Genomic DNA, 13,716 nt, shown 5'->3' with positions numbered 1-13,716 from the left:
GTTAATTACATAGTCACATTAATACCAAAAGTATACGTACGAGGAGTAGGACTACTATTTTCCGGATCCCAAAGTTTAAAATCTGGAGCCCAAACCGCTACATTTCTTACATTAGCATAAACTCTCAATGAGCCTAATCCCAATTTAGTAATCCAACGTGATGGAACATTGTATCCGATAGATATATTATCCAATCGAATAAATGATTTTTTTCGATACACAGAGAAACTGTTTCCTCCTGTACTAGAATCAATTCTTGCCCACTCATTGGTCGGATTTTCCGGAGTCCAGTATGGTAACTTGTAAGCATTCTGTCTATCATTATATACCGTGGTTCCACTATGCTTAGCTACATCATATGTACCTTTATGTCCCCAAAGAGAATACAACATGAAAGAAACATCTATATTCTTATATATCTTGAAATCATTGCGCAATGTCCATGTAAATTTCGGGCTAGTTGTCCCTTGGAATACTTTATCCTCATCTGTATACTGTCCGTTTCCATCAACATCCCTCAACTTAAAATCACCAGGAGCCACACCATACTTTTTTGCTTCTTCCGTTTCATCCTGCTGCCAAACTCCAATAACTTCTAATCCCCATATTTCATCCAAAGACTTACCTATAAACCATTTATTCTTAATATCGTCAGCCTCTTTCTGTCCTACTACGTTCCCATTCTCATCTAAAACATCAACCATATCTCCGTATAGGTGAACAATCTTATTTTTGTTCAAAGTAAAATTGAATGTTGAACTCCATGCAAAATTTTTTGTATCAATATTCTTCGATGTCAGGCTTAGTTCAATACCTTTATTCTCCACTTCACCTAAATTGGACATCACTGAACTGAATCCGATCAAGTCGGGTAGTGTACGCTCAATAAGAAGGTCTTTCGTGTTAGCTTTATAAATATCGATATTTCCTTTTAATCGTTCATTAAATATAGAAAAATCCAATCCTAAGTTGAATGAAGCCGTATGTTCCCATTTTAATTCTTTATTAGCCAAAGAATTCACATATAGATAGGACCCATTATAAACCTTTCCATCCGGACTTACATACATATATTTACTATTACCCATTCTGGCTAAAGCCCTATAAACCCCAATGTCTCTGTTACCATTTAATCCCCATGAAAATCTTAACTTTCCATAATCCAACCAATTTAACTTCTTCAAAAAGGACTCATCAGAGAATACCCATCCGACAGCAACTGAGGGGAATACCGCCCGAGGATTTTTTTGTCCAAATGCAGAATAACCATCTCTCCGAACTGTACTGGTAATCATATAATGGTTGTCATACGAATAAAACAAACGAGCCATCAATGCATCACCGGTTCTATATTCATCATTACTACTAATTGTAGGCAATATTCCACCTTTCATATAATGATATCCAAGATCATCATTAGGATCAAACCCTTCATTATTCATGTCATCACTCCATCTTTGAAACTTCTCCGCATTAAATAAAAAAGTGAAATCCACGTCATGTACTTTAGCGAAAGTTTGTTTCCACTTTACTATGTTGTCAAGTTGCCATAGAAAATCATTTCTAAAAGTTCGTGAGGCAGAACCTCTAAAATCTTTCCAACTTGGATGTTCCGAGGATTTATGTACATAATCTGTAGCCCACTCATATCGTGGAGAGAAATTCATCTGATAAGATATATTAAAGGGCAAAGACACCTTAGCATAAATATTAGCATTCAAATTATTTATCACATTTCTCTTATCTGTATAATAAGAATCGATCAAAGGATGTTTCGCTGATGTATCATCTCCCGGATTCAGTTTCATTGATCCATCTTCATTGGTAGGACTTCCATAAGGGGTCAGTTTTTGGAACTGAACCCAATCCGCTCCAATAGCACTGGCATCACGTTGTACAAATTGCGCATTTAATCCCACAGTCAAAAACTTACTTATTTTGGCATCCAAGTTTAAACGAGTCTTAAATGATTTATATCCGTTATTTACAATAATGCCCTCATTATCTGTCCATCCCATAGACCAATAATAATTTACCCCTTTTGTCTTTCCTGAGATACTTGCATTATAATCCTGACGAAGAGCATTCTGAAAAACCATATCGGCCCAATCTACAGATTTACCATCCAAATAATTCTGTATTTCCAAGTTTTTAAAGCCAATTCGACGCAACCAAGTCTCTACAGGATCTCCCGTCGAATTATCATATTTCATCCAATCTTCAATAGAAATATCTGCGGGCAATTTACGAGGGTCATTAAATTCATAAGGCCTATGGTTCGGATTTGCACTATTAAAGACATCCGTCCTCCAAGCAGTAAATTCATCTCCCTGATATACTTCGGGAACTATAGCCTGAGTAGCTACACCTATAGAAACATCAAAACTAATTGTCGGTTTTTCACTTTTACCCATCTTTGTAGTTATGATAATAACTCCACTAGCAGAACGCGCTCCGTAAATAGCAGCAGAACTAGCATCCTTCAACACATCGATTTGTTCTATATCATTCGGATTAATATCGGCCAAGTCACCCGGATATATAACTCCATCCAATACAATCAACGGATTAGTTCCAGCATTAATTGAGTTCTTTCCACGAATCAAAAGACTTCCACCCGGTTTGGGACCTGCACTAAAGCCAACACTCAATCCTGGAACATTCGCTCTTAATAAATCTTGCATAGAGGAAGGACTTTCATTTTCCAGCTGTGCAGATTTTACTTGCATTACCGCACCAGTCAAGTCTCTTTTACGAGCACTACCATAGCCAATCACAACGACTTCATTCAAAATTTCCGAGTCTTCTGCCAAACGAATCACAAAATCACGTTTGTCTTTGACAGGAATTTCTTGCTGAACAAATCCTATATATGATACAACAAGAGTAGCTCCGGAAGACACATTTAAAGTAAAAAATCCGTCAAAATCAGAAATAACTCCATTCGTTGTACCTTTCTCCATTATATTAGCCCCAATAACAGGCTCATTATGTTCATCAGTTATCTTACCTTTCACTGTTACTTTTTGTTGAGCAAACAGTTGAATGGTAAACGACAAAAAAGCGATTAACCATAAAATTCTCACTTTCATAAAACAATGTCTTTCCATTTCGTATAAGTTTAATTTATTATTAAAAGGCTATTTTAGCATCTCAATTCCTGCCATCAAGAATGCTCCAACCCCATATACCTCAGTCATATTCTGAGTCACTTGTTCAGGAGCAGCACTAACCGGTTGAACATATCCAAGCATGCCATCTTCATGAACATAGCTTTTCAAAGCCTTCCAACCCTTACGGGCAGCTTTTTTATATTTTCTATCTTTCAAAATTCCTTGATTCACTCCCCAGCCCAAACCATAAACAAAAAATCCGGAAGCACTATTTTCTGGGGAAGGATATGAATCCGGATCAAGCATGCTGGCATGCCAAGAACCATTCTTATCCTGACACTGAACTATAGCAGAAGCCATTTCTTTATAAATGTTCAGATAATAATTATAGGTAGGATGATCTTTAGGCAAAGTTTGCAATAACAAAGGTATTCCTGCAAACACCCAACCATTACCTCTTCCCCAAAATACTTTCTTACCATTCTTCTCTCTTTTGGGAATATATCTTCTATCACGATAGTATAACTTAGCATCCGAATCATATAAAGAATCTGTAGCTTCTTTAAATTCCCTATCCATAAATGCCAAATAGTTTTTCTCCGGATAAAGCTTATTCAACAACCCGTATACTGGTGGAGCCATAAATAACGCATCACACCACGACCAACGTTCCGACCAATTCTTTGCTCCGAGCCACAAACGGGCTTTCGAAGGTTTAGCAACGACAGAATCTACACGAGCAATTGTAGGCTGAATCATTGCAGGATCATGGTATTTCTCATACATACGAATATACATCTGTGCTATAACAAGATCGTCCGCATGATAGAGGCGTTTCAAGAACCCCCAATGATGTTTCCCCCCTATTTGCATCAGAAAATCATAATAACGGGAGTCTTGAGTATAATCTGCCCATTCTACCATCCCCCGGAACAAAACTCCGTTTGTCCACGCCAAATCATGATGTTTAACCTTTGACTGATGATTTACCTGCCACATGGCAACTTTGTCAATTAGCACACGATCTTGTTCCTTCCTACTTTTCGCTTCTACTGTAGAATATATCGAAAAAAGACTAAAAACCAAAATAAGTATTTTTCTCATGGTAAATATAAAATCTCTATATTTGTTATTTTAATGTTTCGCAAATCTCATTATTGATCTTCTTTAATACTACTTCATCCAGCTTTATTACTTTACGGTCATAAGTCATCAGTCCATTCACTTCTACTTCTACATCTGTCGTTTGTGTGTAAACAGCTGCAGAAAAGCCTTGCTTTATCAATTCTTTCAGTGTTTCTGCATACTTCAGATATTCAGCAGTAGCTTCCATAAATGTATTAAACTGGATATATCCCCAATTCCGATTGGGTTCCCAAAGATGATTCTTCAAAACTAAACCAATCCCCCCATATTCTCCTAGTACCGTAGCACGTTGTGCATCATACAAATACATTTCCGGCCCTGGATAATTATGTAAATCAAGCATATCACCGCAAGTATAATGATTTCCACCACTTGCTGGATTGACCAAACGTGTAGGGTCATATTGTTTGGTCCATTCTGCAATCTCACTTGTCTTAAATTGTCCCCAAGCCTCATTAAAGGGCACCCAAGTCCCAATACAAGGATAAGAATAGAGATAATCAATAATTTCTTTCCATTCCTTACGATAAGTAGCTTCAGATTCAGGAGAACGTGCCAGTTCCATTCCATCAAAATACTTCTTTCTCTGCCACTCCAAGGTTTTATCACCATTAGGCATATCTTGCCAAACAATTACTCCCATCTGATCACAGTATGTATACCAACGTGCAGGCTCTACTTTTACATGTTTTCTTATCATATTAAAACCCATATCCTTCGTTTTCTTGATATCATAACACAATGCCTCATCCGTAGGAGCTGTATATAATCCATCCGGCCACCAACCCTGATCTAACGGGCCAAATTGAAACAGATCTTTATTGTTTAATTGCAAACGCACAATGCCTTTTTTATCTCTTTTCATAGAGTACTTACGCATCGCCATATAGCTCCTTACACAGTCTACTCGCTTTCCTCCCTCAAATAAAGAAACTTCCATCTGATATAAGAATGGTTCATCCGGTGACCAAAGTTTGACATCAGTCGGCATAGAAACCTCAACAGGTAACCCATTAATTGACGTTCCCACAGCCACCAGGCACCCTCCTTCAAACACTTTTACCTCAAATTTATCTGAATATCTATTGTCATCTGTATCAACCTTTACTTTAACCTTATTCAAATCTATGTCAGGTGTTGTTTTTATATTTGTAATATAATGTTCAGACACCGGTTCCAACCATACAGTCTGCCAGATACCACTCACCGGTGTATACCAGATACCATGAGGATTACTCACTTGCTTCCCGCGTGGCTGCGTACCTTTTTCTGTCGGGTCCCACACTTTGACGACTAAATTATTTTCTGAGTTCTTCAAAGCCTGGGTTATATCAAATGTAAACGGAGTAAATCCTCCTGTATGTTCTCCTACTTTGATATTGTTAACCCATACCTCAGTTTTCCAATCAACAGCTCCAAAATGAAGCAAAATTCTTTTTCCTTTCCATTTAGAGGGTATAACAAACTCACGCTGATACCATAATTCTTTATCTTCTCCCAATGTTCTTCCAACTCCCGAAAGACTGGATTCGACAGCAAACGGCACTAATATATCACCTTCAAAAGAATCCGGAATTGATTTTCCTAATGGTAAAACAGCATACTTCCATAAACCATTCAAATTAGACCACTCAGAACGCTCCATAATAGGACGTGGATATTCCGGCAATACATTATTCACATCTATCTGCTCCGCCCAAGAAGTTTTGATCCTATCTCCTGCAGGAGTCCATTGCGCCCATAACATTTGAGAAAATAATGACAGAGCTATTCCTATTGAAAATAATTGTTTTATCATATATAACCAGTTTTATCATTTGCAGTAATCAACACAGACAAAATTAGAAGTTTGTACAATATATAAATGATATAAACATCCCAATAAATCACAAAAATGTCTCAAAGTAAAATGATATAGACAAATGAAACATGAATGGGATAATTGATATAACATAAAAAAGCCTTGTACCATCTATAGTATTAGTTTTATTACAAAAGATACAAGACTTTCATATAATTCTATTGTGAGAAAAATAACCTTATAAATTTATTTTGTTATCTCTATTATTTCTTTTAATTGATTTCAAGCTTATCCAACTCACTATAAAAATAATCTATAGCCGCTTCTTCCGGCAAATAAACAGAACGATAAGTAATATGATCTCCTACAAAATCATCTATCTTCATCTGTGTTGCGGGAGCTTTCAAAAGCACAGTTTTATTTTTCCCCTCAGAACTCATATAAGTGATTTCAGAAGCGAAGTAAGTTGGTTCAAGCGAAGCTGCAAAAGTAACAGTCAATATACTATTCTTTAAAACCGCCGTCTTTACCTTTGTATTGAACAACAATTTCTCATAAACATCACCATACACTGCACAGGGAACCTCCGACATAATAGAAGAATTACCATATGTATCGTATGTACAGACTTCAAAGACATACGAACCTTCCGCTAAATCCTCTACTACAACTTGAGTAAGAGCAGCTTTATCTGTCAATGGTAATTCGGTAGACTTCGTTCTGTTTTCCCAAAATATTTTTGCCGTTTTAGCACGAGGATCAAGTAATTTCTGCCATTCGAGCATAACCCTATTACGTCCTGCATAAGCTTTCAATGAATCTACTTTTCCAATATATACAATAGGTCCTTCTTCTATAAACTCTTTATACGTGGCATCCATACCATCACAAGAGATCAAGGTACCTATACTTAAAAATATAAAAATCAGTTTTTTAAATAGTCTCATAGCATTATTTTTTACTTGTTACTAATTATGCCTTGCACCGAAAAAAGTAAGTTCGTGAAGATGCATATAACGTGTTCTCCCCCATGTGTCATTCGTTTTAAAACGAATATAACGTACAGCCGGGGCATTATCGGGAATAATAAAATTCTCACCATTTTTTGCGGCTTCCTGATCCTCTGCTGTAAGAGCATCATTTACACCACCACCTGAAGGCTTCACCGATTCATATTCAGAAAGTAATACCCAAGAATCATCAAAGCTACCATCCGAATTTGGATTATTGCTACCCCAAAGTTCAAAATGCTTCGGATGTCCTGCTTTAAATGTATTACCATACTTACCCGGATAATAACGTGAAACCATCACAAATCGGCTCAATTTATACCTTTCCCCCATATCAAAAGTAAACCACTGTGGCATTACTGTTGTCGTCTTGGTTTGAAAACAAGGATCTGTATCTGTAATACCATCCCAAAGCCGCGTCATATCATTCCCTTTCGTTACTGCATTCCACGAATGACACTCATAAGAGTCAGTCGGTAAAGCCATCTTCCTGAACAAAGACTTATCGCATTGTTCTTCATACAAAGGAGTCTCGGTGACATACAATGTATCTGAAAGATGCCCCCATCTATCTCTAACAAAAATACCAAAATCTGTAGTAACAGCATCCAAACCACGTACATAAAAATCACCTCCCTTAGCCTCAGTATAATACATATATACCTGTGTCCAAATACCTTCTGCTTGTTTTTTTATGACCCCCAGTCCCAGTTTAGCCTTTTCTGGGTTATCAAAATTCACTTTAATACCACCAAATGTTTCAGCTGACATTAATGTTCCACGCACTTTTTGATAAGGAGGAGTATCCGGACTTACTTTTACCACAAGCGGAGCAGATACAGCCTCACCGTAACTAACAGAATAAAGTTCAACGTCATACTCTCCCTTAGTAGGGAATCCTTCTACTACCAAAGAATCTGTATAGAAAGAAGCATTAACTGTACGAATCATATTATCAACCTTATAGCTAGCCCGAACATATTTTAAATTTTGATCATCCGGCAAATCATAATAGATAATTGCTGCACCAGACAGATTCTTTACCGTTGCATTCAACACCTGTGACGGTGGTGTCATACTTCCCGCAGGTTCGTTCAGATCAGCATTGTCGGCACAAGCAGTCAAAGCAACTCCTATATAAAACAACCCATATTTATAAAATTTATTCTTCATAACGTTTTTATTTTAAAGTTTACCAACCATAATTCTGTACCAGGTTTTTATTCGAATATAATTCCTTATCTAAAATCGGCCAGAAATAGTTTCTTATTCTGAACTCTTGGGTATAAATCAATTGTTCTGTATAGTAATCTTCATTTGTACTATACTGAGTATTCCATCCGGTTATCGGCTTATTCTGTTCCTGAAATGCCAATTTCCATCTGCGCAAATCCCAAAATCTCTGTGCTTCAAATGCTAGTTCAATTCCACGTTCTTGTTGTATAATCTCACGTCGGCCATCTATTGTTTCATATTTCTTATTATTCGTATATGTATCCCAGCTTTCTTCTACGCCTTTCAATCCTGCTCTTTCCCTGATCAAATCGACCCAAGTCAGAACATCAGTTTTAGTAGCACCACTTTCATTCAAAGCTTCAGCATACAACAGATATAAATTGCCTAATCTCATCACCGGAAACGGATATGTAATCTTAGTAAAACCGCTAGTCTGCCCTACCACACTCTTAAAATGAACCAGTTTTTTAGGCCATATACCTGTTTCATTCCATGAGTTCGCAATCTGATTGGCAGCAGACTGTCCTTGTTTACATTGCACATAAATCGGCTTCGTCTCATCTGTCACTCCCTGCCCGAACCAGACTGCACCATCAAATCCTAAACTTGCGTAATAGCGCACTTCTCTATCAAAATTCAGATTAGCTGTTGTATACCCTTCCTTGATAAAGTACTTATCATTAGCAGTTGCTTTTCTCAATTCAAAACGCCCATCATAATTCCATGTCTTATCTTCTGTAATAGGAACTCCATTTTTTGTATAAAATAAATCTGCTATTTTAAGAGGAACAGCCAAATTGCCACCAACACTCGCATTTCCTTCTTTTCCGGGTTCTAGTCCACGTGGAATAGCATGGTCCTGTAACTGCCCAATAATACTATTTGAATTAGCCCAAATAATTTCTTGATTCCACTTTTCCGTCACAATGTTACGAATATTCATTTTCGCACGGGTCTGATCGGATATCGTGTATTCAAGAGAAGTATATTTATATAAATCATGTCCTTGAGCTTTCAGAAAATCAATAGCCTGCCTACAAGCTTCCGCAGCATCTATCCAACGCTGTTTTTTAGCCTGTTCCGACTTATTCGGATTGAATAGTTCAATACCTCTGGAATCAGTATATCCTTTATAATCAGCATTCCCATTAAATAAAGGACTGGCAGCAGTTACCATCACTTCGGCTTTTATTGCCATTGCAATTCCTTGAGTTATTCGTCCCAGCTCTTCAGCCTCATTCATTATCTTATCAGGCAAATGGTTGCTGTTGATAATCTCAGTTAAAGAATTGATTACATAATCAAAACATTCGTCTATAGTACTTCTAAAAACCTTTACTTCATCCTCGCTCGCATTTACCGGAATATTCCGATCCATAATAGGAATTGGTCCATACATTCTAATCAGCCAATAATGATAATAAACTTTCAAAAAACGAACTTCTGCCGCCCAACGGTCTTTCTCTGCTTGTGTCATATCAGGTACCTTCTGAATATTTTCCAGAAAGATATTACAGTCACTGATTCCTTGATACAATGATTTATTATTCTGTTGATCGGCTCCGGTCCAATAATCACAGCGTGGTCTTGCCGAACTCTGCATATTATGTGAAATATACCATGCATGTACATGTGCTGCACTACGAAAAGACTCCGTAATATACAGTTCGTCACCACCGGCAATTGCCGGATTTGCCTCCAACAGACCATGAGCCGGAAGGTAATAATAACAGGTAAACAAATATTTCTCCGCCTGTGCCCTCATTGTAAATGCATTATCGATTGTAGCAATATCATCCGGAACGATATCCAAGAATGAATCACATGAAGATAAAGCGATAATCAAACAATTTAATATAAACAGTTGTATCTTTTTCATTTTATATCAAATTTAGAAAGTTAAATTTAGTCCTATATTATACACACGCTGTACAGGATAACCTAAACCGGAACCAGCCATCTCAGGATCCCAAAGTTTAAATTTACTAAAACATAATAGGTTGTTTCCTGTAACATAGAATCGAAGGTTTTTGATTCCTACTTTATTAGTCACTTTCTCCGGAATAGTATAACCAATCTCCAATTGTTTTAAACGCAAGAACGAACCATCACGCATAAACCAAGTACTCGTTTTACTGTTATTCTCAATAGAAGTCGGGCTTAATCTCGGCCATACCGCATAAGCATTTCTATTATCCTCCGACCAATGACTATCTGCAATAAACTTTGCAAGTGCATTATGCCCAACTCTATTACCTACAACTTTTGTATCAACCGTGTTAAAAAATGGAGATACATTATTATAGTCAATCCAAAATGATTCTCTGTCCAACCCTTGAAAAAACACTGATATATCCCAATTCTTATATCCATAAGAGGCACCAAAACCATATACAATTTCCGGTTCTTTCGGATATCCGATAGGTACTTGGTCGAGATCAGTAATCTTACCATCTTTGTTCACATCACGATACTTAATATCACCTGCACCATATTCTCCAAATTGCACAGGAGAATTAGCCACTTCATTGTCGTCAACAAATAGACCTTCTGCTATATATCCCCAAGTCTGATTGGTTGGATAACCCACTTTCTGTTTCCACCATGCTCCCGGATATTCATAATCCTCATATACCATATATTCACTTGTCGCATAAGTAAAGTTACCTCTCAGTTGTAACCATGATTTATTGGCGAAATACTTATTATAATCTAACGATAAGTCAATTCCGTTCCCTTTGGCCTCTCCTAAGTTTGCATAAGGTTGTACCCAAAGTCCCATGGATGCCGGGATCGAAGTTCGTTGCTGCAAAATACTCTTACGGCGTTCCGTATAATACTCTGCTGTTACATTCAAATCATTAAATAGAGTAAACTCGAGTGCAAAATTCGTTTTAGCAGACTTTTCCCATGTAATTTCAGGATCAGAATAACGCTTTACCGAAATACCATCCCGATGATAATCATAATTATATCCGAAGTTTGCCCCATACTTACTATCATTCATATTGATATCTGACAAATATAGGAAACGCCCGCTTCCGATAGCATCATTACCGACAATACCATAAGACGCTCTCAATTTCAACTTGGATACTACATTTTTAAATGGATTCCAAAAAGATTCATTAGAAATAACCCATGCCAAACCGGCAGAAGGGAAGAAACCGAACCGTTTACTTTTATGGAAGCGTTCGGAACCATTATAACCAAAGTTGAACTCTGCAAAATAACGATTATTATATGCATAAGTGAAACGCCCTGATAAACCGACATTGCGGTAAGGAAGAGATGCTTGAAGCGAGCCTGCATTCGGCTGAAGGTTATTTCTCAATTGATAGACTAATAATCCGCCTACTCCATGTTTTCCGAAATCACGATTATAATTCAATGCAGCCTCTATATACATATTGGCCGTAATACTCTTACCACCCGGATCATAAATCAGATATTCCGAACCGTCATCCGGATTAATGATATCAATAGCATAATCACCGGTCAGATAATCATAATTAGTCATCTTATAATAATACGGATTCAGTTTCCGTGAAACATCATAACTGGAGATACGGGAAGTATTAAACAACAAACGTGCCGATAAACCTTCCGTCAAGAATTTCAGATCCTGTTTCACTTCAAACTGCGCACTCAAATTAGAACGTCCGGATTCTTTATATCCTCTTACCATTTCTGCATACGGATTCAAATATTGTCCATTTTCAGCATTACCAAATAAAGTATGTTTCGTGTATGCATGAGCTTCATCTTTGGGATATTTGGCGGGAAACAATACCGGATTACTCTTCATAATCAGATTGTACATAGCCGAACCACCATATAACGGTCCGTTATAATCATCGAACACACCACTTAGACGGACAATCAATTCTGTTGTTTTGGTAGCGTTGATATTTACATTAGAACGAAGAGTATAAACTCTCTGTTTGATATTATTATTAAAATTACTGTTCTTATCAACCTCCAGAATACCATTGTCTTGACTATACGAAGCTGCCACATAATAACGTGCGATATCACCACCACCTGTAATATTCAAGTTGATACGCTGGTTCATCGTAAAATCTTTCAATAATTCCTTTCTCCAATCCGTAGCCGGATAAATTACAGATCCCATCCCTGGTACAGTATTGTCTATTTTTTCCTCAGAATACATCAACGGTGCCAACGGATTACGAGTTAAATAGGCCTCATTGTGCAGACGCATATAAGTAACTGGATCTGCCAATTCTATTTCTTGAGTCGGAGTGGATATTGAATTTTCAACTCTTAAACTTAACCGTGCTTTTCCCTTCTGACCTTCTTTGGTTTTTACCAAAATCACACCATTTGCACCACGGGCACCGTAAAGAGCGGTAGCAGTAGCATCTTTCATAATAGAAAAACTGGCGATGTCATCTGGTTGCAAACGAGCCAGATCAGTAGAAGTTAACTCAATGCCATCAATCAAAATCAACGGATCTTTTTTATATCCAAAAGTCGTAACACCACGAACAAAAAAAGAGGCGTCATCCACTCCCGGTTCACCTGTTCTTTGATAAGAAATCACTCCTGCAATGCGCCCTGCAAGTGCATTCGTAAGATTACTGGACGGCGTTTTCAATTCTGCGACTTTCACAGTTGAAATAGCCCCAATAACACTCTCCTTTTTCTGTGTACCAAAAGCCACAACTTCAACTCCCTCCAATATCTGAGAATCCTCATACAGAATCGCATTTATGGTTGTTTCATTTCCTACGGTTTTAGTCAGCTTTACATAACCTACATAACTAAATTCCAAAATGGCTCCTTTAGAAACGTTAGCCAGTGTATAGTTACCGTCCAAATCAGTCACAACTCCAGTAGTAGAGCCTTTTACGAATACAGATGCACCGATAATAGGTTCACCATCTGTACCCAAAACCTTACCTTTAATCATCATTCCTTTTTTTTGCTGTTGAACAGCCACGTTATCACTAATGGCATATGCAACAGATACAGAAAGAAAAGAAAAGGTTGTCAGACATACACCTACAATCCACAACCGCCTTTTTAAGCATGCGCTTAGATCTTTCATTTTTGTTCTCATAATTATTAATAAAAAGGTTATTTCATTATAAACATTCCCGGCATCAATCAATAAAAAGATCACGACAGAACATTTTCCATATTCATTCTTCTATCAAAAGAATGTATGATTTTACTTCATGCAGGTTTCCACTGTTTCAGCAGTAACTAAGAAAAGAATAAAAAGTTTTTCATTGATGCAATTGTTTTATCATATTATTTTCTATTGATTAACATTGGCAAAATTAACGGATGAAAGAATTTCCTGATAAAATAAATATCCCAATAAATCGCAATACAGTCTCAAACAAAAGAAAGAATAGCAAATTCGTTTCAAATGAGACAG

Annotated in this window: 7 protein-coding genes; all 7 read right to left on the bottom strand. The window is 37.2% G+C overall.

The features are described 5' to 3' along the window. Positions 1-5 precede the first annotated feature (5 nt). Positions 6-3,092 carry a SusC/RagA family TonB-linked outer membrane protein gene (locus tag AB9N12_RS08155; RefSeq protein ID WP_369891258.1) on the bottom strand — a complete coding sequence of 1,029 codons (3,087 nt, stop codon included), beginning with the start codon at positions 3,090-3,092 and terminating at the stop codon, positions 6-8. A gap of 48 nt (positions 3,093-3,140) precedes the next feature. Continuing rightward, positions 3,141-4,217: a glycoside hydrolase family 88 protein gene (locus tag AB9N12_RS08150; protein WP_369891256.1), complete on the bottom strand. Its 1,077-nt coding sequence runs from the start codon at positions 4,215-4,217 to the stop codon at positions 3,141-3,143. A gap of 25 nt (positions 4,218-4,242) precedes the next feature. Then, the gene (locus AB9N12_RS08145) at positions 4,243-6,057 is read right to left on the bottom strand and encodes a glycoside hydrolase family 2 protein (protein ID WP_369891254.1); all 1,815 of its coding nucleotides are present in this window, start codon (positions 6,055-6,057) and stop codon (positions 4,243-4,245) included. A gap of 275 nt (positions 6,058-6,332) precedes the next feature. Beyond that, complete coding sequence (locus AB9N12_RS08140) at positions 6,333-7,007, bottom strand: DUF4998 domain-containing protein (protein ID WP_369891252.1); 675 nt, start codon at positions 7,005-7,007, stop codon at positions 6,333-6,335. 21 nt (positions 7,008-7,028) lie between these two features. Next, positions 7,029-8,243, bottom strand: a complete 1,215-nt coding sequence (locus AB9N12_RS08135) for a DUF5000 domain-containing lipoprotein (RefSeq protein ID WP_369891250.1) — start codon at positions 8,241-8,243, stop codon at positions 7,029-7,031. A gap of 19 nt (positions 8,244-8,262) precedes the next feature. Beyond that, positions 8,263-10,185, bottom strand: coding sequence for a RagB/SusD family nutrient uptake outer membrane protein (locus AB9N12_RS08130; RefSeq protein ID WP_369891248.1), 1,923 nt, complete (start codon positions 10,183-10,185; stop codon positions 8,263-8,265). A 12-nt stretch (positions 10,186-10,197) separates the two neighbouring features. Further along, the gene (locus AB9N12_RS08125; protein ID WP_369891246.1) at positions 10,198-13,392 is read right to left on the bottom strand and encodes a SusC/RagA family TonB-linked outer membrane protein; all 3,195 of its coding nucleotides are present in this window, start codon (positions 13,390-13,392) and stop codon (positions 10,198-10,200) included. Between the last annotated feature and the right edge of the window lie 324 nt (positions 13,393-13,716).

The organism is Bacteroides sp. AN502(2024), assembly GCF_041227145.1.
GTDB lineage: Bacteria > Bacteroidota > Bacteroidia > Bacteroidales > Bacteroidaceae > Bacteroides.
Note: the sequence above shows the minus strand (reverse complement) of the source record. Positions and strands in the feature narration are given on the sequence as shown.